The following is a 25828-nucleotide window of genomic DNA, read 5'->3' as shown; positions in this document are numbered from 1 at the left end:
CTCGATGAGCGGCTCTTCTCCTTTCGCCAGTCCCGACCGCGTCGGTCCGTCCGGACCGCTCAGCGGGATCAAGGTGCTTGACCTCAGCGCCTATATCGCCGGGCCCTATGGCTGCAGCCTGCTTGCCGATCAGGGCGCCGACATCATCAAGGTCGAGCCGCCCGGGGGCGATAATCTGCGCCAATATCCTTCGACGCTGGCGGGGGAGAACCGCGCCTTTCTGGGTGTCAATCGCAGCAAGCAGGGGGTTGTGCTCGACCTCAAGCAGGATGGCGACCATGCAATTCTGCTCGACCTCGCCGATCAGGCCGATGTGCTGGTCCACAATTTCCGGCCGGGCGTGCCCGAGCGGCTCGGGATCGATCATGCGACGCTCTCCGCCCGCAACCCGCGGCTGATCTATTGCGCGGTGACCGGCTATGGCGAGGAGGGGCCGCTGCGGACCAAGGCGGGCTATGATCAGGTGCTGCAGGCGATGACCGGCATGTGCGTGCTGCAGGGGCCGCCGGGCACGCCGGAGATCACCTATGGCTCGCCGGTCGACTATTACGCCGCCGCGCTGGTCGCGGCGGGAGTCGCCTCGGCGCTCTACGAACGTGAGCGGAGCGGGGCGGGGCAATATGTCGGCGTTTCGTTGCTGCGCAGCGCGCTGACGATGCAATCGGCGCGGCTGATCCGCGCGGAGGGGGAGGACCCCGGCATCTCGCGCGACATGCGCTCGGGCGGGATCACCGGACTGCACCCGACCGCCGCCGGCCATCTCTATCTATCGGCCAATACGCCGCGCTTCTGGCGGGCCTTGTGCGAGCGGACCGGCCTTGCCGACCTGCTCGACGATACGCGACTCGACACGGTCAAGGGCCGCGCGGCGCATGCCGACGAGATCATTCCCCGCCTGCGCGCGGCGTTGATGGCGAAGACGGCCAGGCAATGGGAAGCGCTGCTTGGCGACGCGGTCCCGTGCTCGGTGGCGCGATCGATCGACGACATGTTCGACGACCCCCAGGTCGAGGCGGAAGCGATGCTCGGCGACATCCCGCATCCCGTGCTGGGCAGCTATCGCGGTGTCACCCGCGCCATCAAATTCGGCCGCACACCCGGCCCCGACCCGTTCCGCGCGCCGCTGCTGGATCAGGATAGCGCGCGGCTGCGGCGAGGCGATACCGGGACCGAGTAGCGGCGTGACGGGGCGAGCGGCTCGATCGACATCGCGCTCGCAAGAAGAGACCAGAAAGGCGTGGAAAGTCCCAAAAGTCACACTCCTACGCGTGCGCGAGAGGCGGGCGACGCTGACGGCGTGACACGGAGCGCGGGCGATCGTGTCAACTTCGGTTGACGAAGTTGACACATCTGGCCGGTTTTTCGCGCGGGTGTCAGGCGGCGCGGATCGACGGGGTCAAAGAGCGGCCGGGCGATGCCCCGGCGGCTCGAGTGGAGCAGGCGAAATCCTACATTGCAAGGGAGGGTGGTTTGGAGCTTTAGTAAGCTATCCCGGTAGTCCCGTAATTCGTCACCCTAGTTCCAAGGCGCCTTCGAGCTGAGTGCCGGGGCGGGACCGCACCAGTTGCTCTCTCTGCGGCAGCAGATCGATCGATTACACAGATATTGCTCTGGGCCTTTCAATCTCACTATCCAGTATACTTGATATATCCCGGTCTTCAGTCACCGTTACGTCACCACTTACTGGGTCAACTAAGGCGGAGAATAGGGTTATATGCTTCGGCACGTCCCGCGAGATTATTATTTTCGCTTCTCCAGAGATCGGGTCGATCTCTTGGATGGCCAGCCCATGATCAATTTTCACCCAACTCTGATTCGATCTCAGGGGCAACGCAGGTTGCGCATAGTACCGAATCTGTATTTTTCGATCATGGGTAACTGTGTCCTGGCGGAAGGCTCCGTTCTCAAACCATTCGGGAAGAGTATCGACCGGGTGGGCTGAGCGGAATGCTTCCAACGCTCGATCAATTGCTTCATCGTAGCTCAGCATCTCAATAATTCCCATAGAGCCTAGCCATTCTAGCTCGATTGATCTGCGACTGGATTATCGCATCGTCACCAGCGGTTCGACCGAAAACTTGATAACCGCCATCGCCCCATACCGCACTTCTACTCTGCCCAAGGGTCGTGAGGAAGTCTCTATCACCGACGCTTGGGGAGATATCGTAACCGGGCGGATGGGTGTGTCCCGAGTATTTTCCATACCTGCCCGCCAAGATGTCGCCATACATGTCGGCGGAAACGCTCACCGAGTTACCCGATCCGCGAACAATTAGCCGCTGGCCGCCGTTGGTGAACATATTGTATTCGTCCCCGGTAGCTTGGCCAATAGCGCGCAAGTCGCTCATCGATGCGCCTCGCTTAGGTAGAAGAGTGTAAGAACCAGATTCAGGCAAAAGTGCGTGTATTGATGCTTGTCGAGAGGATAGCGACGAGAGAGGGGCCAGAGCGCCAGCGCCTCCTAGGTCGGCGGCCGCAATCGGGACGCCTTCTGCGGCAATTATAGCGCTTCGCGTTCCCACGAACTTTGAGCCCGGGATAAACTTCGTCGGAATGACCCCGCCGATCAGTTGGGACGTAGCGCCACGGAAGTTATCGTTGGCGATCACATCGCCAAACGCCACTAGAGGCGCTGTCGCAATGTCATACAATATTCCCCCGACACCACGCTGCTGAAGCGCATTCATCCGGACGGAATTCCTCTGAGCTGCAGCATTATTGAACGGAGATAGAGCGAAATCTTTCGCCGCGACGACGGCGCCATAAGCACCAGTAACCACATCTTTGCCGCCACCGATCAGGTCTCCGCCGAATCTCAGGGCAATATTGCCAGCACGCCTCCATTCATTGACTGGCGGAGAGTAGCGACGTTGAGCAGCAACGTATGCAGAGTCGGATAGTCTAACCTGTGGTCGGAAATTAATTCTATTCGTAATACTATCACCAAGAAGAGATCGGGCCAAATACCCAAGTTCATCCGTAACCCCCCACGGTTTTCCGGTTACTACAACCTCTCCACGCTCCGCGTTTGGATCCGAGGCAGTGGCCGGCCTTGCCTGCGAACTGCTGGGCGAGAAGCTTGCGCCGTCATGCCATTGAATGTTGCTCGGAAACCTCCGATGTGCGGCTGCAAATTCGATCATTCCCGCTCGGGTGACCGGGTCCAGTTTGTCGGCAGCTGGCGCTGAAGTGCCCTTCACTGCGCCCGCGACGGCATTGCCGATAGTGGAACCGATCACATCGGGCAGCGCCGCCAGTACGTTGTCACCGAAGCTGGTACCGGTGAGCAGGCTACGCGCTGCCGAACCTACGATGGCGCCGGCGGTACCGGCGAGCAATTGCTTGCCCATATTGGCGGCGTCGAACCCGCCACCCCAATCGACCCCTAGCGTCTTGTCGAGGCCACCGACCACACCGCCGACCGCCGCACCGACCGCGACGCCCGCGAAGTCAAACTTGCTCTGAAGGCGGGTAGCAATCGCAACACCCTGAGTCAGTGCGTTGCCTAGCGCTCCGCGAACCGCGCCAGTAAGGAATGGGCTGCCTGCAATATCCTTCAGCGCGGAAATTGTCCCCAGTCCGCTGCCGATCCCGGCGCCGATCGCAGCCAGTCCAACGCCCTTCCAGTTGAATCCGCCCTGCTGGATGCCCGTCGCCAGGCCAAATGCCTGGCTGGCCACGCTGCCGGCAACAGCCGCACCGACCGTGCCCGCGATACCGGCCGCGCTCGCTGCGCCAATCGAAGCGCCGGCTCCTGCTGTAGCCATTGCCGCGCTGCCGGTCCCGACCGCAGAACCAAAGCCGAGGTTGGCGAATAACTTGGCCGCCGGAACACGCAATGCGACTGTCACTGCCACGGCGATTGCCACCATCAGGATCATCCCGACGATGCCGCACTTGTTGCCCTTCTTGGGCGCTTGTGGGGTTGGCGTTGTCGGGCTGGTGTCGCCGAGGGTTTCGGCGGGGTTGTAGGGGGTGAAGGTCGAGGCGTTGTGCTGCGAGCGCATGACGCCGGCGGGGATGCGGAGCGTCTGGCCGGCGGTTAGCGAGCCGCCGCCCGTCATGCCATTGGCCTCAGCCAGCTTGTACCACAGGCTGGAGTCGCCCCAGAGCTGCGAGGCGAGGCCCTCGAGCGTCTCGCCGCCGCGCACGGTGTAGGTGCCGCCCGCGCCGCCCTGACTATGGCTGGTGATGCCCTCGTAGAACTGGTCGAAGTCGGCGTAGGAGCCGCCGTAGCTCGCCCCGTTGCGGAACGCGCCGCTGCCCTGGGTCAGCTCGCGCCCATCGACCGATGACTGATAGTCGGTGTTGAGCGTGCCGTTGTTCCCGACATAGCCCATCTGCTTGCCGTTGAAGCGGTACCAGATCTCCTGCGGGTCGCCGTTGGCGCCGAGGTCCTGCTCGTTGCGGCGCAGTACCTGGCCGTTGACGTCGTTGTGGAACGTCACCTTGCGCTGGCGGCCGTCATAGATATTGGCTTCTTCGAGCACCCCGGAGCGGTTGTGGTTGTAATAGGTGGTGCCGGTGTTGGTGCCGGTGAGCGTAGTCGAGGTGAGCACCGCACCGTCGCGCCAGCCATAGCTGTTGCTGACGCTGGAGGTGGAGTACGGGACGTCGCTGCGCCACACGCCGGTCGTGCTGCGGACGACCGCGCCCAGCGCATAGTCGCCGGTGGTCAGCGCGTTATCATCGCTGTCATAATAGTTGGTGGTGTAGGTGAACTGGGTGATCCCGCCATCGCGCTGGACCGTGTTGTCCAAGCGGACCTGGCCCTGCGCGTTATATTCGAGCGCGCGGTCGTAGATGGCGTGGTTGACGTCGATGACCTGCGACCAGTCGATCTGGCGCGTCATCCGGCCGAGCGTGTCGTACCAATAGGTCGCCTTGAGCGCGCCGAGCCCCGCGGGCGGCGGCGTGATCGTGATCGTGCCGTCCTGATTGTCGTAATAACCGGTCTCGGCGACATACACCTGATTGAGTTCGCCGGTGTTGTAATAGGTATAGCTCTCGCGAACCTCCGCCTCGTAGGGGACGGTGATCGGATAGAAGACCGGCTCCCAATAGGGTTCGCGATATTCCATGTAAGTGGCGTCTGCCATGCGCTGCGCCGTGATGGTGGTCTGCGTGCGCTGGCCCGCGGCATTGTAGAGGATATCGACGCCGGCGCCGCCGCGCACGATGCCGCTTCCGGTCTGCACGCCCTTGGCGGTGACCACGCGGTTCATGCTGTCGTAGCGATACCAATGATCGGTGGTGGTGACGGTGCCATAGGGCGCGCCGTGGGTGTCGAGGTGCCGGAAGCTGGCGGTGGTGCGGCGGATATTGCCGTTGGCGTCATAGGCGTGCGCGGTGCTCGCCTCCGCCGCGGTGGTGGTTCCGGCCTCGACCCAGTTGGTCAGGCGGTTGAGCGCGTCATAGGTCGCGGTGGCGTTCTGGAGCGTCTGGGAGGTGTTCGAATAGCGGTAGACGCTCCAGCCGTGCTCGGAATCATACTGCCAGTCCCAGCTGCCAGCCTCCTTGTGCGACACCTCACTGACCTTGTTGCCATTGGCGTCATAGGCCGAGGTCTGGAGCGTGAGTGCATAGGCTTCGCCCGAATTGTAGGGCGCGGTGACCGGATTGCCGAAGCCGGTCTGGATCGTCCCGACCAGGCCGGTGTTGAGCCAACCATAGCTGGTGGTCTGGCCGCCATAGACGCGGGTGGCGATACGCCCGGCCTTGTCGAAGGTCATGTTCGCGACCGTGCCGCCCATGTCGGTGGTTTGGACGGTGTGGCCGAACATGTCGGCGCTCTCGATGCTGGTCCTGCCGTTGTGATAGGTGGTGGTCTGGATCCAGCCGCCGAACGTGCCGAGGCCCGAGGTGGCGAGCGTGTAGCTCCACTGATAGCTGGTGGTGGTGGTGTCGCCCCCGATCGCGACGGATGAGGTGACGCGACCCTGGGTGTCGTAGTCGGTCAGCGCCTTGTTGCTCGAGGTCTGGAATGAGTTCCATTGCTGGGTTTGCTGGCCGAGGCCGTCATAGGCGAGATATTCGGTGAGCTGGCCCCAGCCGGGATTGTCGCGGCGGACGATCGTGGTGACGCGGCCCATGCCGTCATAGTCGCGCCGCTCGTCCAGGCCGAGCTCGTTGCGCTGGATGCGCGCGTCGCCGAACGCATCGTAGACGGTCTGGAGTATGCCGCCATCGGCGTGGAATTCCTTGGCCGCCAGCGCTTCGCTGCCGCCATGGCCGGTGCCGGCGAGGAGCAGGCGGGCGGTGAGATTGCCATTGGCGTCGATCGCGCCGATCAGGCGGCCGGAGATATCGTAGCGGTAATGCTCGGTCGGGTTGACCGTGGTGACCGCTCCGCTCTCGCTGGTGACGCTGACCTGCGGCGACACCTTGGTCAGCAGGCGACCCATGTTGTTGTAGGTAAAGCTGGTGGTGTAACCGCGCGCGTCGGTCTCGGAGAGCACCTCGCCGAACGCGTTGTAGGTACGGCCACGGGTGAGGGTGACCGGGTTGCCGCCCGCCGAGAGCTGGCGGCCGGGGTCGCGGGTCTGGGTGACCATGCCGCGCTTGTCGTAGACGGTCAGCGTCGCGGCGATGCCGGCGATGCTGGTGTCGGCGTTGCCGTCGATCGAATCGATCAGGTCGGTATAGTTGATCGCGGTGAGATCGACCGCGCCTTCGGAGACCAGCGCGAGCGTCTGGTTGCCGGCCTTGTCATAGGCGAAATATTTGACGACGCCGTCGCCGGCATTGCTGCGCAGCACGCGGCCGCTGGCGTCATAGTCGTAGCTTTCCTGATAGGCCGCCGCCGCCCACGGCCCCGCGGTGATGCCGCGGCCGGTGAGCTCGCCATGCGCGTTGTAGCGCATCCGGGTGGCGTCGTAATATTGTCCGCTCGTATCGGTGTGGACCCAGTTGGCGCCGTCCCAGCGCGCGAAGCTCTGGGTGATCACCCGGCCGGCGGCGTCGTGGACGTAGAAGATCGCTTCCCTGACGGTGGTCTCGTTCGACAGCTTGCGATCATAGCTTTCCGCGACCAGGCGACCCATCGAGTCATAGTGATAGTTGCGCGTGAAGCCCGACGCGTCGGTGGTCGAGGTCAGGCGTCCGTCGAGATAGGTGTTCGAGGTCGCGCGATTGGTGACCAGCGCCGAATAGCCGGGCTGGTAGGTACGGACGAGCTGGTCGAGGCCGTTATAATAATAGCGCAGCTCGGGCGTGGCGTCACCGCCACCGAACTGGGCGTATGACGCGCGCGTCTCCCGGATCAGGCGGCCGGCGGTGTCGTATTCATAGGTGGTGGTGTCGCCGAGGTAGCTGGTTGCGGTATCGCTATTGGCCTCGGTCTTGGTCAGCACCTGGCCGAGCGCGTTGTAGGTATAGCTGATCGTCGCGTTGCGGTTGTCCGTGTTCAGCACGCCGGTTCCGGCACTGATCGACCAAGCCTCGACCCCGTGGCGGGTCTCGGTGAGGCGGCGGCCGAGCTTGTCATAGGTGAAGCTTGTGACGCGGTCGGAGGCGGTCTCGCCGATCACCGGCGGGGCGGCGGTGGTCGGCGTGTTGCCCTGGATGATGTAGCGACGTTCGTCGAGGACATTGCCCTCGGCGTCATATTGCCACTTGGTCAGGAAGTTCTCGCGATCGACCTCGTGCGTCTTGCGGCCGAGCTTGTCGTAATAGGAGAAGGTCGTGGCGCCGTTGGGATCGGTGGTCTTGATGACGTTCCCGGCCGCGTCATATTCGTAGTAGGTGATGGCGGGGCCGGTCTGGGTGACGAACACCGATCCGTTCCAATAGCCCGTGCGCCCGGCATCCTTGTAGCTCGACGTCAGGCGATTGAGGTTGTCGTAGTTGTAGAAGGTGTCGCGCGCGGTGCCGCCGGGCAGCGTGACGGTGCCACCCGGCGTCGCCGGCAGAGAGACCAGCGTGTCGAAGGCGCGGGTCTGTTTGAGGTTGCCGGCGGCGTCGTAGATATACTGGACCACCGCGCCGGTCGCGTCGATCTGCGCCACCTTCCGGCCGAGATCGTCGTAATAATAATAGAATAGCGGGCGACCATTGGTCGCATCCTTGGTCTGGATCAGGTTGCCGCGCGCGTCATAGGCATAGGTCTCCACCGGGGTATTCATGATCCCCGACAGACCGACTTTGACATCACCCCCTGTCTTCGAGATCAGCCGGTCCGCCTTGTCATAGGCAAAGAAGGTGTCGCGCTGTTCAGGCTGCCCCCATGCCTCGATCAGATGAGCGAGGTTGCCGCGTGAATCATATAAACGTACATTATAGGATTGGGCGGCGACCTGATTGCCCAAGCTGTCATAAACCGGCGCATAGGTTGTTTGCCAACGCTGAAGCCCGCGCCGGTCATAGCTGTACTGGATGATCCCGCCGAGCTTGTTCTGGGTCTGGCTGAGGTTGCCGAACGCGTCGTACCAGCGATACTCGGTCTTGTTGTCCGCATCGGTGGTGGCGGTGACACGGCCGAGCTTGTCATAGGCGAAGCGGGTGGTGGCGTCGGCTGCATGAGGCGCCGAGGTCGGGCGCACGTCGATCGAGACCGGATCACTGGTCGCCGCTCCGCGCCGGGTGACGGTCTCGATCTCGCCGAACGCGGTGTAGCTGGTTTCAGTCAGATAGTTTTCAGCGTCGCGCGAGGCGACTACGCGGCCGTAGCTGTCATAATAGTTGTAAGTCGAGTTGCCGCGCTGATCGGTGGTGCGCACGACTTCACCGAACGCGTTGTACTGGTAGCTGATCGTGCCCGATGCTGCATCGGTCTGCGTCAGGACGCGGCCGAGGCTGTCATGGGTGTACGTCGTGGCCCGGTTGAGCGGGTCGCTGGTCCAGAAAAGGTTGCCCAGGCCGTCATAGGCATATTGGGTCAGCGCCTGTTCGGGCGTATCATAGGCAGCGTAGTGATGCGTCTTCCGGCCGGCGGCATCATAAACGTGAATCGTCCAGCTCTGATCCGAGGTGCCGTAGCCTCGGTATTCATAAGCGAGCTTTCCGGTCGCATAATAGACATAGGCGGTGCGCTCGCCTGCGCCATTCTGCGTTTCGCTAAGCTGGCCCACGGCATTGTAAGAGAAAGAAGAGCTCGTGTGGGTGCCGCTCAATGCGCCAAAGGCCTCGGCGATCGTCCAGCTATCGGTGGGCGATACAGAGGTGTCGTAGCGATAGGTTGCGGACACCCGGCCTTCGGCGTCATAGTCGCTGCGGGTGACATAGTTTTCGGGATCGATGGTCAGGCGCAGCTGGCCCATCGCGTCGTAATAATAGCGCGTCGTGCGGTCGGTCGCGGCGGGGTTAGCCGAGGCCCATGCGTTCATATCCGCCTGGGTCGGCAGCGAGGTGGTCGCGCGCAAATTGGCGTACGCAACCTTCTTCGTCACCCGGCCGCTGGTGTCGTAGCTGAAGCCGGTGACCGCGCCGCCGGCATCGATCGCATAGGCGACCCGGCCGGCGGTATCATAGACCGCCCAGCTCGTGCGGTTGGCCGCATTGCTGGCTGCCCCCGACGACGCGATCGCCGCCTTGACCGCCGCGAAGGTCAGACCCGAAGGGAAGCTGATCGCGGTCGCATAGGTCGTGACCTTGCGCACCAGCCCGATCGAGCCCCAGGCGACATCGGATTCATAGCCATATTCAGTGACCTGGCCGAGCCCATCGATCTGGTACCGCAGCAAGCCCTGGCCGTCATAGACATAGTTCATCTGACGGTTGGCGGGATTGGGATTGGGGTTGGTGCTGTCGGTCAGCTGCTGGAAGGTGCCGCTTGCGCGCAGCGCAGGATCGGTCGCCTTGGCGTAAGCGACCTCCTTCACCTTGCGGCCGGCCCGATCATAGGCGATGCGGCTGAGATAACCCGCGCCGTCGAGCGCGCCGATGCTGCGCCCGTCCTTGTCGTAGAAGACTCGCGCGATCGCGTCCCTGGTATCTGCCGTGGGCAGCACGACACCGGTCGGCGCGGCCAGCTTGAAGGCGGCGATCTGGGCGGCGGTCAGCTTGTTGAAATAGCCGGTCGTCCGGATCAGTTGACCCGAAGCGTCATAGTCGTAGCTGGTGGTTGAACCATCACCATCGATCGCCTGCAGCACCCGGCCTTCGGCATCGTACACCTGCCAGGTCCAGACGTCCCAGGCGTGTCCGGCGGGCCGGATCGTCGCGACGTCGATGCTCGAATTGGCATCGGCGAGCGCCGCGAGGTGCGCAGGGTTCGTGATCCGCAGCGCAAAGCGCGCGGTCGCGGCGAGACGGTTGCGCGCATCGTAGCGATACTCGAGCAGGTCGCCGGATTCATTGACCTCGGCGGTCTTCCGGCCAACCGCGTCGTAGAGATAGTAATGCGTAACGCCGGTGGCGTCGGTCGTGGAGCGCAGCCGCCCGTTCTTGTCATAGACGTTGCTGGCGGTACCGCCGACGGTATAGGCGCCGCTCTCGGTGACGCTGAGCAGGTCGCCCGCCTTGCTGTAAGTCGAGGTCTGAACCAGCCCGCCCGCCAGCGTCACCGTGGTCTGGGTCGCGGCGTCGTTGAAATAGATGCTGGTGACGCCGCCGTTGATGTCGGTCGATGCCGTCAACCGCCCGAGGCCATCATAGGCGAAATGCTCGGTGTTCTGCGTCGACTTGTAGCGGCTCAGCAGCTGTCCGGCCTGATCGTAGGAGGAGTAGGCGTGCTGATAGCCGTCGGTATCGGTGATCGATCCGGCGCCATTGTTGCTGCCGCCCTGGATTTGAACCGCGACATTTCCGCGTAGATCATAGCCGATATGGCGGATGTTGAATTGCGAGGTGCCGCCCGCGGTCGCTTCGAGATTGCTGTACCAACTGTCGAGCTGCGTCTGCGACAGCGCGGTCGACGGCGCCAGCGCGCTGACGTCGTAGAGGTGGGCAGGGAACTCGTAGACCCAGGTGTTCAGGCCTTCGCTGCTGTAGAGATACCGGGTGACATGGCCTTCGGCGCTGACCGTGTAGATCAGCCGGTTGCCGGCATCATAGACATAGCGGTTGGTTTGGCTCGCATTGGCCGAATTGCGGTCGGACGCCATGCGCGTCTCGGTGACGACCTGATTTGCCGCATTGTAGGTGCGGGTGACGACGTTGAACGATTCCTCGATCGAGGTCGGGGTCAACGAGACGTCTGCGCGCGCGTTGGGAGCATAGAGGGCCGCGTCGAAATAATAGGTGCCGTTGGCGCCGGAGACGGTGCGCAGCGAGCCTGCGGCCTTGGCCGCTTCGAGGGTGGCGCCCTTGTAATAGTTTATCGTGCCGCCAGTGCGCACCATCCACAGATTGTCGCCGGCATTGTAGGTCGTCAGCGCCGCTCCGCTGCCATTCTCGTAATAATAGATGTAGCCGTTAGCCGCGGTCTCGATCGCAAAGTTGAGGTTGGCGTAGCTGGTCGAGGCATTGGGGTTCTGCGACACGCCCGCCATCAGATAATCGTTGTTCTGTGACGGGCGGATTCGGAACACGAAATCGCCCGATATCCCCTGCGATGACTGGACCTGTGCGTCGTAGCTGCCGTAGCCGCTCGTCTTGCCGATGCGATAGGTGCCGTCGGGCTGAAGCGTGGCGATCGCGTTGATGCCATTCTGAATCGCGACGCTGACCGCGTCGCTGCGGGTCAGAAGATTGCCCCAGCCGTCATAGGTATAGCTGGTAACCGTGCCCCCCGCATCGACCGAGCGGATCAGATCGCCGATCGCACTATAGGCGAAGTGAACCGTTTGCGCAGGCGCACCGGCGGTCGCGGGTGGCGCGGTGATCTGCGTGAGCTGACCCGCGCCGTCATAGTGGAGCGTGGTGGCCTGCCCCATCGGGTCGGTGACGGTGGTGCTGCCCGAACCATAGGCGATGCCGGTGGTGCGGGTAACGCCGCTGGACACGGTCTCTGCGATCGAGGTGACGCGGTTCGCCCCGTCATAGCCGAACGCGACATAGGAGCCGTCGGTCTGGCTGATTGTCGCGACCAGCTTGGACGTGCCGTGATAGGTATAGGTGGTGGTGTAGACATTGCCGTCGCCGATGGTCGTATCGTTCGGGGTAAGATCGACCGTGACGGTCGAGAGGCGGTTATCCCCGTCATAGCTGTAGCGCGTGCGGGTAAGGCCGGTGCCGTGACTGTAGGTATAAAGCGCGTAGATGTTGCTGCCCGACCAGTTGATCTCGGTGTAACCGCCATCGGCGGTCGTGACCCGGGTCAGTTTGTCGCCGGTATAGCTGAAGGTCAGGCTGTTGCCGCTGGTGTTGGTCTGCGAGGCAATCCGCCACTCTGAGCCATAGGCCGAATAGACTTCGGTGACCCGGCTATCGCCATCGGTCCAGGTCCAGTTGGTCCCGTTATACTCGAGGGTGTCGTACGCGCCCGAGCCTTCGTAACCGACATAGTAAGTGCCGCTCGCGTTCACCGAGTAAAGGGTCTCCGAGCCATCGGCCCCGATCCGCTTGACCACGCTGCCGGGCGCGTTGACGGTGCCGGTTTGCATGACCAACCGCCGGTCCATGCTCTGGCGCCAGTTGTCGCCATTGTCGTCGCTGAAATTGCCGAGGCTGTTGTAGGTGCGGGTGATGCCGACGTCCGGCCCGCGCCCCGACAGAAACTCGTCCTGCCGGCTGATCAGCAAATTGCCGTTGGCGGCATTGAGGAAGATGTTGTCGCCACCGCGCCCCTGCGCCGCCGAGCCCAGCAGCCCGCCACCGCCGAGGACGTTCCCCGATCCACGCTCGAAACCCGTCCCGACCCCGGTGAAAATGGCAACCATCGGAAATCCCTCAACTCCACCGGCCGTAAAGCCGGCCTGTCAGAAGAGAGATCGAAGCAAATCGGGATCTGTTTAGGGAAATTTCGAGATCGACGGGGTCTCTCTACGCTGCATCGCGCGATGCCACGTCATTTGGTCGCCAAAGCACCCGAATCTCGCTCCTTCAGCCCGCACGCCGACGCTTCGGATTCCGCGCGGGCACACCGAAACCGCCCCCGCCTGGGGTCAGGATGACGAACCGGTCGCCGGGCCGCAGCTCGACCTCGTCGCATCCCTGCAGGTCCCGGTGTTCGCCGTCCTCGGCCTCGACATATTGCCTTCCGACCGCACCGGCTTCGCCCCCTGCAAGTCCGAAGGGCGCGACGGTCCTGCGCGACGCGACGATCGTGGCGGTGAGCGGCTCGAGCGCAATGATCGCCCGCTCGGCGCCATCGCCACCCGGATACCCGCCGGCGCCGCCCGAACCGCGGCGGATGGCAAAGCGATCGAGCCGGACCGGATAGCGCATCTCCAGAATCTCGGGATCGGTAATGCGCGTGTTGGTCATATGGGTGTGGACCGCGGATGCACCGGAGAAGGAGGGGCCGGCCCCCGCGCCGCCGCAGATCGTCTCGTAATATTGGTGATGGGCATTGCCGAACAGGAAGTTGTTCATCGTGCCCTGCGACGCGGCGGCCGCGCCGAGCGCGCCCAGCAGCGCGTTGCACACCGCCTGGCTGACCTCGGTATTGCCCGCGACCACCGCGCTGCCGCGCGGCGGCGCCAGGAAACTGTTTTCGGGCAGTTGGATGGTGAGCGGTGCCAGGCACCCTTCGTTGAGCGGAAGATCCTCGCCGACCAGGCAACGAAAGGCATAGAGTACGGTCGCGCGGGTCACCGCTGGCGGGGCGTTGAAATTGCCCGCGCTGGCCGGACCGGTGCCGGTGAAATCGATCGCCGCCGCGCGTGCCGTACGGTCGATCCTCACCGCGACCTTCAGCGGCGTGCCGTCGTCCATGACATAGTCGAACGCGCCGTCGGACAGGCGCGTGACGACGCGCCGGATGCTTTCCTCGGCATGCGCCATGACATGACCCATATAGGCCGCGACCATCGGCCAGCCGCGCGCCTCGACCAGTGCGCCCAGCTCGGCGATGCCGGTTTCGTTGGCGGCGAGCTGCGCCTTGATGTCGGCGACATTGACGTCGGGATTGCGGGCCGGAAACCGCGCGCTCGCCAACAGATCGCGGAACGCGGCCTCACGGAATTCGCCGCCATCGACCAGTAGGAAGTCGTCGATCACCACGCCTTCCTCTTCGAGCGTGCTGGAGGCGGGCGGGGTCGAGCCAGGCGTCAGGCCGCCGATATCGGCATGATGCGCGCGATTGGCGATGAAGAAACGGATCGCCTTGCCTTCGGGGTCGAACATCGGGGAAATCACGGTCACATCGGGAAGATGCGTGCCGCCGTTGAACGGGTTGTTGAGCACGATCGCGTCGCCGGGCTTGAGCGACGCGCCGCGACTGGCGATCACCGTCCGTACGCTCTCGCCCATCGCGCCCAGATGGACGGGGACGTGCGGCGCGTTGGCGATCAGCCGCCCCTCGGCGTCGAACAGCGCGCAGGAGAAGTCCAGGCGCTCCTTCATGTTGACGCTGGTCGATGTGTTGCGCAGCACCACGCCCATCCGGTCGGCGATGCCCATGAACTGGGTGTTGAACAGCTCGAGCTGGACCGGATCGGCAACCGACAGGTCATACTCGGTCCGAACCGCCGCGCCGACATGCCGCAGCACCAGCTCGCCCTGGTCGCCGACCGTCAGCTGCCAGCCCGGCTCGACCATGGTGGTGGCGATCGCCTCACGGATCAGCGCCGGGCCATCGATCCGGTCACCCGGGCGCAGCGCCTCGCGGTCATGCACCGGGGCGTGGTGCTCGGCATCGCCGGTCCAGAGCGCGACGGTGTCGATCGGGGCAGGGGCCTTTCCGACGCGCGGGGCGAGCGGCGGCAGTCCGGCCGTCGGTCCCGCCAGAACCGCCTCGACCACCACGCTTTCGACGGTGATTCCGCGATCGGGGGTGAGGAAGCCGTAGCGCCCGCGATGCGCATGCTCGAACCCCGCCCGCATCGCGGCTTCGTCGCCGAAGGAGACGGGCAGGGCGGTATCGGTTCCGGTGTAGCGGAGATGGACCTGGATGTTCCGCTCGATCGGGCCGTCGCCCAGCTCGGCGGCGGCGGCATCGCCCAATGCCGTGGCGAGTTCTCCGATCTGCCTGACCGCCTCGCGATCGAGCGGCCGCTCGAGCGATTGCTGGCGCATCGCGGTGCGGTCGGCCAATCCCATGCCATAGGCGGACAGCACCCCGGCAAGCGGGTGGATCAGCACCGTGCGCATCCCAAGCGCCTCGGCGACCCGGCAGGCATGCTGGCCGCCGGCGCCGCCAAAGCATTGCAGCGCAAAGCGTGTGACGTCCTCGCCGCGTTCGAGCGCGACGCGCTTGATCGCGGCGGCCATGTTCGCGACGGCGATGACCAGAAATCCTTCCGCGACGGCGCGCGGATCCTGCGGCTTGCCGGTGGCGGTGGCGATGCGCGTCGCCAACTCGGCAAAGCCCGCCTCGACCGCGTCGCGGTCGAGCGGCTGGTCGCCCCCGCGGCCGAAGATCGCCGGGAAATGGCCGGGCTGAAGCTTGCCGACCAGCAGGTTGGCGTCGGTCACGGTCAGCGGTCCGCCACGGCGATAACAGGCGGGCCCGGGATTGGCGCCCGCGCTCTCCGGCCCGGCCCGGTAACGGCTTCCGTCGAACTGCAGGATCGATCCGCCACCGGCGGCCACAGTCTCGATCGCCATCATCGGCACGCGCATCTCGACCCCGGCGACCTCGGCATCGAACACGCGTTCGAAGGTGCCGGCATAGAGGGCGACGTCGGTCGAGGTGCCGCCCATGTCGAATCCGATCACCTTGTCGAAACCCGCCGTCTCGGCGGTTCGCGCCGCCGCGACCACGCCGCCGGCGGGGCCAGAGAGGATCGCATCCTTGCCCTGGAATTGCCGCGCCTCGGCGAGGCCGCCATTGGACTGCATGAAATGGAGCGGCGTCGATCCCAGCGCTCCGGCGACCTGATCGACATAGCGGCGCAGCACGGGTGAGAGATAGGCATCGACCACCGTCGTGCGGCCACGCGCAACCAGGCCGGTCAGCGGGCTGACGGCATGGCTGGCGGAGACCTGCGCGAACCCGGCTTCACGGGCGAGCGCTGCGACGCGCTGTTCGGTTTCGGGATGGGCCCAGGCATGGGCAAGCGCGATCGCGACCGCGTCATACCCCTCGGCTCGGCGCGCCGCGAGCATGGCATGCGTGGCCGCCTCGTCGAGCGGGGTGATGACCACGCCCGCCGCATCGATCCTGCCGCCGACCTCTTCGACGCCGTCATAGAGCGGCTCGGGCAGGTGGATGGCGAGATCGAACAGGCGCGGCCGCGCCTGGTTGCCGATTCTCAACAGGTCGGCAAAGCCGCGATCGACCAGCAACAGTGTGCGGGCGCCCTTGCGCTCGAGCAGGGCGTTGGTGGCCACGGTCGTGCCCATCTTCACCACTTCGATCCGATCGGTGGGCAAAGGTTCGTCGGGCGCGATCTGCAGGATCGAACGGATGCCCGCGATCGCCGCGTCGGGATAGCGTTCGGGGTTCTCGCTCAACAACTTGGCCGTCGATAGGGCGCCGTCGGGGGCACGCGCGACGATGTCCGTGAAGGTGCCGCCGCGGTCGATCCAGAACTGCCAGGACGACATAATCCCTCCGATTTATCGATAAATTATCGATATAATGTACGTATAGATTGACAGCGACGCAATCCGGCGCGAGCTTTGCAGTCAGATAAACAGAAGCCGGATCAAGAGGGGTTGTCATGACGGAGGCAAGACGCGCGATCGTCTCGTCGGCGCATCTCGCCGATGGCGCGGCGCCGGCACTTTCGGAGCTGGAATTCAGCCTGACGCTGGCGGCGACCTCCTATCAGCGCTGGATCGCGCGCTGTGCGGCGGCGGCGGGAATTCAGCTCTCGCCGATTGAGGTGCTGATCCTGCATACGGTGCGGCATCGCGACCGCGCCAAGCGGCTGAACGACATCACCCTCGTCCTCGATATCGAGGATACGCACCTCGCCACCTATGCCATCCGCAAGCTCGAAAAGGCCGGGCTGATCGAGACGCGCCGGGACGGCAAGGAGAAGCTGGTCGGCGCGACCGAGGCAGGTCGGCAATTCTGCGACGCCTATCGGGCGGTACGGGAACGGGTGCTCGCCACGCCGCTCGCGGCCGATGGGCCGGGGGAGGGGGCGCTTTCAGAGGCTGCCGACCTGCTGCGCCGCGTCTCGGGCCAGTATAACCAGGCGGCACGCGCCGCCGCGACGCTGTAGGCCGGCGATGCTAGTCCTGTCGGGCATCGCCATCATCATCATCGGCTTCGCGCTGCGCGTCCATCCGATGCTGGTGGTGACCCTCGCCGCCTTTGCGAGCGCGCTCGCGGCGGGCTTCGGGCTGCTGGAAGTGGTCGAGCTGATCGGCAAGGCTTTTGTCGATGCGCGCTTCATGGCGGTCGCCTGGCTCGCGCTGCCGATGATCGGATTGCTCGAGCGTGCCGGGTTGCGTGAAAAGGCGCGAGGGCTGGTCCAGCGCCTCCGGCGCGCCACCACCGGCCGCCTCCTGCTCGGTTATCTGGCGCTGCGCCAGATCACCGCGGCGATGGGCCTCACCGCATTGGGCGGGCATGTCCAGATGGTTCGGCCGATCGTCGCGCCGATGGCCGAGGGCGCGGCGAATGACGGCGAGCCGCTCGATGACGAGACGCGTGACCTTGTCCGCGCGAACGCGGCGGCGGTCGACAATATCGGGCTGTTCTTCGGGGAGGACGTGTTCATCGCGATCGGATCGATCCTGCTGATCCGCGCGGTGATGGAGCAGAACGGCTTCGTCCTCGCGCCGCTTCACATCGCGCTCTGGGCGATCCCGACCGCGATCGCCGCCTTCCTCATCCATGGCGCGCGCTTGCTCTGGCTGGACCGGCGCCTGCGGAGAATGGGCCGATGATCGGTCTCGACGCGCTCGGCATCGCCGCCGGCCTCCTCCCCGCCGCGGTGGCGATCCACCATGCCACGGACCGGACTTCGTCCACGCGTTGGCGCAATGTCGTGTTCTGGGGGGCGTTCGCGACGACATTGATGGCCGGCCCCTGGCTCCCCAACCTCGCCAATGGCTTCCTCGTCCTCTTGATGGTCGCCATGGCCACCCTAGGCCTCCGCCCCGGACCGGTGTCCAGCACCAGCGATGAAGAGCGCAGCGCGCTCGCCGATCGCTTGGGACTCCGGCTATTCCTCCCGGCGCTTTGCGTGCCGGCGGTCGCCCTTGCCGGCACACTGCTCCTGCCCGACGGAAAGATCGGCGGGATCGCGGTGATCGATCCCAAGCAGGTCACGCTCGTCTCGCTCGCCGTTGCGATCCTGATTGCCTTTGCGCTCGCGATGCGGCTGACCGGCGCCACGCGATCGGTACCGGCCGCCGAAGCGCGGCGACTGACGGATGCGGTCGGATGGGCGATGGTGTTGCCGCAGATGCTGGCCGCACTGGGCGGGATCTTCACCCTCGCGGGTGTCGGCACGATCGTCGCGGACGGCGTCGCGGGTCTCGTCCCCATGACTTCGCCGCTGGTCGCGGTCACGCTCTATTGCCTGGGTATGGCGCTGTTCACGATCGTGATGGGGAACGCCTTCGCCGCTTTCCCGATCATGACGGTCGGGATCGGCATCCCCTTCGTCATCCTGCATTTCGGCGGCGATCCGGCGGCGGTAGTGGCGCTGGGCATGCTCGCGGGCTTCTGCGGCACGCTGATGACGCCGATGGCGGCCAACTTCAACATCGTGCCTGCGGCGGTACTGGAGCTTAAGGATCGTCACGCGGTGATCCGGGTTCAGACGCCGACGGCGCTGATCCTCCTCGTCTTCAACATCCTGCTCATGGCGCTCGTCGCCTTTCCCGGAGGCCCCTTGTGACTCGTTCGCTTTCCCCGGATCTTGGCAGCCTGTTCGCCCGCACGGCGCTGGGCCATGTCACGCGCGAATATCCGCACAAGGCCGATCACGTCATGGAGTGCGACGCCGACGCCTATATTCCGCGTCAGGTCCATCCGATCTTCTACGGCAGCTTCGACTGGCACAGCTGCGTTCATGGCTATTGGCTGCTCGCGCGACTGCGGCACCGCTTCCCCGATCTGCCGGAAGCCGATGCGATCGACACGCTGTTCGCCGCGTCGTTCACGCCGGACAAGGTCGCGGTCGAGCGCGACTATGCCGCACGCCCGTCCGCGCGCGGGTTCGAGCGGCCTTATGGCTGGGCCTGGCTGCTGATGCTGTCGGCCGAGCTGCACCGCTCCCATTCGCCGTATGCGGCGGTGCTGCAACCGCTGGCCGATCATTTCGCGAGGGCGTTCGGCCGCTACCTGCCGCTTCTGACCTATCCGGTCCGCGCCGGCACCCACAACAACACAGCCTTCGCGCTCGTGCTGGCGGCGCAATATGCCGATGCCGTCGAGGATGGGGGACTGCGCTCGCTGCTCGCGAACCTGGCATCGCAATGGTTCGGCCACGATGCGGCGGTCCAGGCGCTTGAGCCGAGCGGTGAGGATTTCCTGTCGCCGCTGCTTACCGAGGCACTGGCGATGAAGACGCTGCTCGCGCCCGATGTCTTCGCGGACTGGCTGTCGCGCTTCTTTCCGCGTCTGGTCGAATGGGAGCCGACGGCGTTGTTCCGGCCCGCCGCGGTTAGCGACCGTAGCGACGGCAAGTTCGCGCATCTGGACGGGCTGAATCTCAGCCGCGCCTGGGCCATGCGCGCAATCGCGGCGGGACTGCCGGATCGCGAGGCGGCTGCGCAGCTGCTGTTCGCGGCGGACGATCACCTCGACGCCGCGATGGATCACGTCGTCGGGGACTATATGGGTGAGCATTGGCTTGCGAGCTTTGCGCTACTCGCGATGGAAACGACCTGACCAGGTCACGGGCGCTCGAATCTGGCGCGCCGTGTCGAGTAGCTGATTTTGAGGGCGAAGCCGTCACATCAGTCCCTCGGGAATTCGTCGCCGGCAGATCGTACCGATGACGATAGAAGTAACTGAAAATGGTGGACGCACTAGGGCTCGAACCTAGGACCCGCTGATTAAGAGTCAGCTGCTCTACCAACTGAGCTATGCGTCCATCCGGGCGATCAGGAGCGCTGTTGGAAGGCGCTGCCTCGGTCGGGAGCGGGGCCACTAGCATCGGGTTTTATGGTTGGCAACACCCGTTCTTGCAAAAAATCACTGCCAGCTGCGGGTATTTCGATTTTGCCGGTTTTCGCGGTCGAGCGACATCAGCAGACCGACGCAGATCAGCGTCGTCATCTGTGCCGATCCGCCGAAACTGATCAGCGGCAGCGGGATACCGACCACCGGTGCTATGCCGATCACCATCGCCATGTTGATGAACACATAGAAGAAAATGGTGGTCGAGATGCCGGCGGCGGTCAGCTTGGCGAAACGGGTCTGGCTGCGCACCCCGACCATGATGCCCCAGTGGATCAGCAGGCCGAAGGCGATGATGACAAACAGGCCGCCCATCAGCCCCCATTCCTCCATCATCGTCGCGAGCGCGAAATCGGTATGCCCTTCGGGCAAATAGTCGAGATGGCTCTGCGTGCCGTTGAGGAACCCCTTGCCGAACCAGCCGCCTGATCCGATCGCGATTTTGGACTGGCTGATGTGATAGCCGGTACCGAGCGGATCGTTCTCGGGGTTGAGGAAGGTGAGGACGCGGTTGCGCTGATAATCGTGCAGCACATAGTTGACGATGATCGGCACCGAGACCGCAAGCGCGAGTGTGCCGCCAATGAACAGCCGGAGCGGGATCCCGGCGAGGAACATGACCGTAAGGCCGCCCGCGGTGATCATCAGCGCGGTGCCGAGATCGGGCTGGAGCATCACCAGCGCTGCGGGAACCCCGATCATTACCGCCGGAGGCCAGATCGCGCCGAAGCGCCTGATCTCGCTCGCGGGGAGCATATCGTAGAATTTCGCGCAGGCGAGGACGATCGCGACCTTCATCATCTCCGATGGCTGGATGCGGATGAAGCCGAGGTCGAGCCAACGCTGACTTCCGCCCGCGACCGCGCCCAGCAATTCGACCCCGATCAGCATGACCAGAAAAATGGCGTAGAGCGGAAAGGCGATCATCGACCAGTGGCTAACCCGCACGCGGGATAGAACCAGCGCCATGACCAGGAAAACCCCGAAGCGAACCCCTTGTGGCATCGCCCACTTCGGCTCGCCGCCCGCTGCCGAGAATAGCACGATTACCCCGAACCCGCCGATCGCGCAGACGAGCAGGATGATGAGCCACGGAAGCTGTGCCAGCGGCGCGGGGACGAAACCAGGGCGGCTCATTCGCTAGGAACCTGAGGTGAACGGGGCGGGGAGGGCGGCGCGGACGTGGCGGTTGCACCCGGTGTCGGCGAAGCTGAGGGGGACGGCGTCGGCGTTGGTGACGGCGTGGCCCCCGGCGTCGGCGCTGCGGCCGGCAAGCCTTGCACCGCGCGATAAGCCTTGTCCTTGGCGGCCATGCGGGCACGGATGTCGCCGCCCCATTCGGTTTCGAACCGGGCGAGCGTGTCCAGCGCCTGTTGCCGGTCGAACAGATAGGTGAGCACGTCCTTGGCCACCGGGGCGGCGGCGCGGGCGCCGCCCATGCCGTGCTCGATCACCACCGATGCGGCGTAGCGCGGATTGTCGACCGGGGCGAAGCAGACGAAGAGGCCGTGATCGCGATACTTCCACTCGCCGCCCTGGCCGCGATTGCGGTCCATGATCCGGCGAACCTGAGCCGTCCCGGTCTTGCCACCCATGCGGATGCCGTCGAGCCGGAGTTTCGACGCGCCCGCTGTGCCGCGACCATTCACCACTTCGTCCATCCCGGCCCGGACGATCGCGAGATGTGCCTCCGGAAAGTCGAGATGGCGCGGCGCGGCACGCTTGGCGGCGAGCAATGAGGGGATCAGCTCATGACCCGACGCGATACGCGCGGCGGACAGCGCCAGCTGGAATGGACTGACCAGGACATAGCCCTGGCCGATCGCAGCATTGAGCGTGTCTGCCTGAGACCATTCCTGCTTGTAGCGGCGCATCTTCCATGCGCTGTCGGGGATGGTGCCGTAACGCTGCGAGGGCAAGGGAAGGTCGAATTCCGCGCCGAAGCCCAGCTTGCGCGCGGCTGCGGCGATGGCTTCGATCCCGACTTCGCGACCCATCGTGTAGAAATACGTGTTGCAGCTGCGCGCGATCGCGGTGTGCATCGTCATCGGGCCGTGACGGCCAAGACAGCCGAACCTGCGATTGCCGAGCTGATAGCCGCCATTGCAATAGACGACGCGGTTCGGGTCGATCCCGCCACCCAGAATCGCAAGCGCGGTCGCCGGTTTGAATGTCGACCCCGGCGGGTAGAGGCCCTGGAGCGTCTTGTTCATGAGCGGAAGATGGTCGTCCTCCGACAGCATCTTCCACTCGGTACGGCTGATCCCGTCCGAAAAGGCGTTGGGATCATAGGCGGGCATCGACACCATCGCGAGGATATCGCCATTGGTGACGTCGAATACGGTGACCGAACCCGACTCATTGCCTAGCCGCCGCGCGGTATATTCCTGGAGCCCTGCGTCGATCGTCAGGCGGATCGTCTTGCCCGGCTCGTCGGGGCGTGTGGCGAGCTCGCGCACCAGCTTACCGCGCGCAGTGACCTCGACGCGCTTGGCGCCCGCCTTGCCGCGCAGTTCCCCTTCCAGCACCTTCTCCAGCCCGTCCTTGCCAAGCTTGAAGCCGGGCGTGACGAGTAGGGGGTCTTTGCTCGCCTTGAACTGCTCCGCCGTCGCCGCGCCGACATAGCCGACCAGATGCGCGACCGCTGCGCCGGCCGGATAGTTGCGGGCGAAGCCGCGGGTGGGGGCGACGCCGGGCAGTTCGGGCAGACGGACGCTGACAGCGGCGAAATGCTCCCAGTCGAGATTCTCGGCGACCTGTACGGGTTGAAAACCCGCAGCGCCCTTGAGGTCATCCTCGATCCGCGACAGATCCTCAGCGGTGAGGGCTAGCAAGTCGCGTAGTGCGGCAAGCACGCGGTCGCGGCTATCCTTCTCCATCCGGTCGGGAATGATATCGACGCGGAAGTCGGTGCGGTTGTTCGCGATCGGTACGCCCGCCCGATCCACGATCCAGCCCCGGCGTGGCGGGATCAACGTCAGGTTGACGCGATTGCTCTCGGCCAGAAGCCGGTACTTGTCATTCTCATAGACCGAGAGCCAGGTCATGCGCCCGGCCAGGATCAGGCCGCCCGCGACTTGTGCGGCGCCCAGGAACAGCGCTCTGCGCGAGAAGCTGTAGGTCTGCTGCGCCTCGCTGATCATGCGGACGGGACCGTTCACATCGTCCTCCGCTTGCCATCAAGTCGTGCGACGAGGCGCGAGAGTATGGGGAACAGTGCGATCGCGATCAGCACCTGGATCAGCAATACGGTATCGACATGCGCGCCCAGCGGCGCTGCGACCAGCCGGCCGCCGATCAGGCAGAAGCCGATCGCGCCCGCAGCCAATAGCCAGTCCTGAAGGAAATCACGCCACACGATCCGTGTGTCTAGCACATCGATGGCGATGAACGACACTGTCCAGAAGATCATCGAGCTGCCCATCGGCTGTCCGCTGACCAGGTCGTCGACGAAGCCGAGCAGCACCGGCGCCCAGGGTTTGAGCAGATCGGGCCTGTGCAGACGCCACGCGAGCAGCATCATCAGCCCGAACGGCGGGAGGATCGGAAAGGATGCCTTGAACGGCACCAGCACTGTCAGCGATCCGATGACGATCGAGAGCGGGGCGAGCCAGCGGGCACGGGCGGAAGTGTCGACCTTGCCCAGGCCGGCATAGGGCGATCCGCTCACCGAGGTTCGGCCTCAGGCGCGCGAACCGCGTTGGCCTCGGGGAAATAGCTTTGCTGCACGACCGCGTAGTCGAGTGTGTCTGGGCTGGCGAAGACCACGCCCTCGGCGGTGTCGCGCGCGCGGTTGCGAACTTGGGCCACCGCGATGTTCGGCGGGAAGATGCCGCCGGTGCCCGAGGTGACGAAGGCGTCCCCCGGTTCGAACAGTACCTGGGCCGCGCCGGCAGAGCGGATTTCGATCAGCCCGTCGCCACGCCCGGCGGCGATCGCGGGCAGGCCATCACGCACGCGGCGGACGGGGACGATGCTTTCGGGATCGAGGATCAGCAGCACGCGCGCGGTATTGGGGCTGACTTCGACCACACGGCCGATCAGCCCGTCGGCGCTGCGCACAGGCTGTCCCGCGCGGACTCCCTGCCACGAGCCGGCATTGAGCGTCGCGAACCGTCGCGTGCTGGACCCGGTAGAATAGACAAGACGGGCGGTGACAACATGGGCGGCGATCCGGTCGCGCAGCTTCAAGGTCGCGCGTAGCCGCCGGTTGTCATAGGCAGCGATGCGCGCTTCCTCGACCAGCTTGCGGTTGGCCTCCAACTCGGCACGGAGCGAGCTATTCTCGCTCCGCACGCCGAAATAGCTGCCGATGCCCGAAGGAATGCCGGACACGCCCCGGCGTACCCAGTCCGCCCCGGACGCGACTGGGGTCACCAGCTCCGAAAAGCTTCCCCGCACCGCCGCGAAGGCGGGCGGGTGAAAGATCGAGAGCAGCAGCAGGACCACGCCGACCAGCACACCGCCGCCCGCGAGGACATAGCTGATGAAGAGGCCGTATTGCGCCCGCCGAGAAAATCCGGGGCGCCGGTTGCGTGGCGGCGCCATCTCCTACCCGTTCCTCAGACTGCGAGAAGCACGCCGCGGAACACCGGATCTTCCAGCGCGCGCCCGGTGCCGAGTGCGACGCAGGTGAGCGGGTCTTCAGCAACGGTGACGGGCAGGCCGGTCTCGTCGCGTAGCACCTCGTCGATCCCCTCGAGCAGCGCGCCGCCGCCGGTAAGGACGATGCCCTGATCGACGATGTCCGCCGCCAGTTCGGGCGCCGTGTTCTCGAGCGCGATGCGAACGCCCTCGACGATCGTGCCGACCGGTTCGCTCAGCGCTTCGGCGATCTGGCCCTGGTTGATCTGGATTTCCTTGGGAACGCCATTGACCAGGTCGCGGCCCTTGATGTGGATCGTCTTGCCGATGCCGTCCGCGGGCGGCTTGGCGACGCCCACTTCCTGCTTGATCCGCTCGGCGGTGGCTTCGCCGATCAGCAGGTTATGATTGCGGCGAACATAGGAGACGATCGCTTCGTCCATCTTGTCGCCGCCGACGCGGACTGAGGTCGAGTAAGCGAGGCCGCGCAACGACAACACTGCGACTTCGGTGGTACCACCGCCGATATCGACGACCATCGAGCCGATCGGCTCGGTCACGGGCATGTCGGCGCCAATTGCGGCCGCCATCGGCTCCTCGATCAGCATAACCTGGCTCGCGCCCGCATTCGACGCGGCGTCGCGGATCGCGCGGCGCTCGACCGAGGTGGAGCCCGACGGCACGCAGATCACGATTTGGGGCCAGCGCATGAAGCGCCGCTGCCCGCCATGCACCTTGCGGATGAAGTGCTTGATCATCTCTTCGGCGACGTCGATGTCGGCGATCACACCATCGCGCAGCGGGCGAATCGCCTCGATGCTGCCCGGGGTCTTGCCCATCATCAGCTTGGCGTCGTCGCCAACGGCCTTGACGCGCTTGACGCCGTTGATCGTTTCGACCGCCACAACCGACGGCTCATTCAGGACGACCCCGCGTCCGCGCAGGTATACAACCGTATTCGCGGTTCCCAGATCGATCGCCAGATCGTGGGACATGAACTTGAAAAGGCGGGAAAATACCATTTGATCGCACCGTCCTGTTGCGGCTGGGCCCAAGCCGCTTATTCGCACTGAGACTAATCCGGACCGATCCGGGCGGATCGACTCCGGCCCCGATCAGGCGGACTCAAATCTAGCGGATGCGGGTCGCGGAATGGCGCCGCTTGGGCTACAC

The 25828-nt window shown here is 64.8% G+C and carries 13 protein-coding genes and 1 tRNA gene; 5 read left to right on the top strand and 9 right to left on the bottom strand.

Features of this window, described 5'->3' with window-relative positions; all coding sequences use genetic code 11:
- Positions 1-4: 4 nt before the first annotated feature.
- Positions 5-1177 (top strand): CaiB/BaiF CoA transferase family protein, encoded by a 1173-nt coding sequence (locus AC07M1_RS11895; protein ID WP_495162747.1) that lies wholly within the window; start codon positions 5-7, stop codon positions 1175-1177.
- Positions 1178-1594: 417 nt separating this feature from the next.
- Here the strand turns inward: AC07M1_RS11895 and AC07M1_RS11890 are convergent, their stop codons facing one another.
- The 3 genes from AC07M1_RS11890 to AC07M1_RS11880 form a co-directional block, all read right to left on the bottom strand.
- Complete coding sequence (locus tag AC07M1_RS11890) at positions 1595-1990, bottom strand: hypothetical protein (RefSeq protein ID WP_495162746.1); 396 nt, start codon at positions 1988-1990, stop codon at positions 1595-1597.
- A 1-nt stretch (position 1991) separates the two neighbouring features.
- The gene (locus AC07M1_RS11885) at positions 1992-12758 is read right to left on the bottom strand and encodes a LysM peptidoglycan-binding domain-containing protein (RefSeq protein ID WP_495162745.1); all 10767 of its coding nucleotides are present in this window, start codon (positions 12756-12758) and stop codon (positions 1992-1994) included.
- A gap of 163 nt (positions 12759-12921) precedes the next feature.
- Positions 12922-16530, bottom strand: coding sequence for a hydantoinase B/oxoprolinase family protein (locus tag AC07M1_RS11880; RefSeq protein WP_495162744.1), 3609 nt, complete (start codon positions 16528-16530; stop codon positions 12922-12924).
- A 116-nt stretch (positions 16531-16646) separates the two neighbouring features.
- Between AC07M1_RS11880 and AC07M1_RS11875 the strand changes: the two genes are divergently transcribed.
- The 4 genes from AC07M1_RS11875 to AC07M1_RS11860 are packed head-to-tail and all read left to right on the top strand — an operon-like array spanning position 16647 to position 19780.
- The gene (locus tag AC07M1_RS11875) at positions 16647-17156 is read left to right on the top strand and encodes a winged helix DNA-binding protein (protein WP_495162743.1); all 510 of its coding nucleotides are present in this window, start codon (positions 16647-16649) and stop codon (positions 17154-17156) included.
- A 7-nt stretch (positions 17157-17163) separates the two neighbouring features.
- Positions 17164-17826 (top strand): DUF969 domain-containing protein, encoded by a 663-nt coding sequence (locus AC07M1_RS11870; RefSeq protein ID WP_495162742.1) that lies wholly within the window; start codon positions 17164-17166, stop codon positions 17824-17826.
- A complete protein-coding gene (locus tag AC07M1_RS11865; RefSeq protein WP_495162741.1) occupies positions 17823-18785 on the top strand; it encodes a DUF979 domain-containing protein in 963 nt (320 codons plus the stop codon). Before AC07M1_RS11870 ends, AC07M1_RS11865 begins: the two co-directional genes overlap by 4 nt.
- Positions 18782-19780 carry a DUF2891 domain-containing protein gene (locus AC07M1_RS11860; RefSeq protein WP_495162740.1) on the top strand — a complete coding sequence of 333 codons (999 nt, stop codon included), beginning with the start codon at positions 18782-18784 and terminating at the stop codon, positions 19778-19780. Before AC07M1_RS11865 ends, AC07M1_RS11860 begins: the two co-directional genes overlap by 4 nt.
- 129 nt (positions 19781-19909) lie before the next feature.
- Here the strand turns inward: AC07M1_RS11860 and AC07M1_RS11855 are convergent.
- From AC07M1_RS11855 to AC07M1_RS11830, 6 genes are all read right to left on the bottom strand, one after another.
- Positions 19910-19985: transfer RNA gene (locus AC07M1_RS11855), tRNA-Lys, on the bottom strand.
- Positions 19986-20086: 101 nt separating this feature from the next.
- Positions 20087-21208: a rod shape-determining protein RodA gene (gene rodA, locus AC07M1_RS11850; protein ID WP_495162739.1), complete on the bottom strand. Its 1122-nt coding sequence runs from the start codon at positions 21206-21208 to the stop codon at positions 20087-20089.
- A complete protein-coding gene (mrdA, locus tag AC07M1_RS11845) occupies positions 21205-23232 on the bottom strand; it encodes a penicillin-binding protein 2 (RefSeq protein ID WP_495162738.1) in 2028 nt (675 codons plus the stop codon). The genes rodA and mrdA overlap by 4 nt, the downstream gene beginning before the upstream one ends.
- Positions 23229-23741, bottom strand: a complete 513-nt coding sequence (locus tag AC07M1_RS11840) for a rod shape-determining protein MreD (protein ID WP_495162737.1) — start codon at positions 23739-23741, stop codon at positions 23229-23231. The genes mrdA and AC07M1_RS11840 overlap by 4 nt, the downstream gene beginning before the upstream one ends.
- Positions 23738-24619 carry a rod shape-determining protein MreC gene (gene mreC, locus AC07M1_RS11835; RefSeq protein ID WP_495162736.1) on the bottom strand — a complete coding sequence of 294 codons (882 nt, stop codon included), beginning with the start codon at positions 24617-24619 and terminating at the stop codon, positions 23738-23740. The genes AC07M1_RS11840 and mreC overlap by 4 nt, the downstream gene beginning before the upstream one ends.
- Positions 24620-24633: 14 nt before the next feature.
- Positions 24634-25677 (bottom strand): rod shape-determining protein, encoded by a 1044-nt coding sequence (locus AC07M1_RS11830; protein WP_495162735.1) that lies wholly within the window; start codon positions 25675-25677, stop codon positions 24634-24636.
- Positions 25678-25828: the final 151 nt, after the last annotated feature.

The organism is Sphingomonas sp. GW821-FHT10C01, from assembly GCF_059415525.1.
This window is presented reverse-complemented; position numbering and strand designations above follow the sequence as displayed.

Excerpts from the sequence above, each read along its gene's own strand:
- AC07M1_RS11895 (WP_495162747.1), top strand. The coding sequence starts at position 5 with ATGAGCGGCTCTTCTCCTTTCGCCAGTCCCGACCGCGTCGGTCCGTCC.
- AC07M1_RS11890 (WP_495162746.1), bottom strand. The coding sequence starts at position 1,990 with ATGCTGAGCTACGATGAAGCAATTGATCGAGCGTTGGAAGCATTCCGC.
- AC07M1_RS11885 (WP_495162745.1), bottom strand. The coding sequence starts at position 12,758 with ATGGTTGCCATTTTCACCGGGGTCGGGACGGGTTTCGAGCGTGGATCG.
- AC07M1_RS11880 (WP_495162744.1), bottom strand. The coding sequence starts at position 16,530 with ATGTCGTCCTGGCAGTTCTGGATCGACCGCGGCGGCACCTTCACGGAC.
- AC07M1_RS11875 (WP_495162743.1), top strand. The coding sequence starts at position 16,647 with ATGACGGAGGCAAGACGCGCGATCGTCTCGTCGGCGCATCTCGCCGAT.
- AC07M1_RS11870 (WP_495162742.1), top strand. The coding sequence starts at position 17,164 with ATGCTAGTCCTGTCGGGCATCGCCATCATCATCATCGGCTTCGCGCTG.
- AC07M1_RS11865 (WP_495162741.1), top strand. The coding sequence starts at position 17,823 with ATGATCGGTCTCGACGCGCTCGGCATCGCCGCCGGCCTCCTCCCCGCC.
- rodA (WP_495162739.1), bottom strand. The coding sequence starts at position 21,208 with ATGAGCCGCCCTGGTTTCGTCCCCGCGCCGCTGGCACAGCTTCCGTGG.
- mreC (WP_495162736.1), bottom strand. The coding sequence starts at position 24,619 with ATGGCGCCGCCACGCAACCGGCGCCCCGGATTTTCTCGGCGGGCGCAA.
- AC07M1_RS11830 (WP_495162735.1), bottom strand. The coding sequence starts at position 25,677 with ATGGTATTTTCCCGCCTTTTCAAGTTCATGTCCCACGATCTGGCGATC.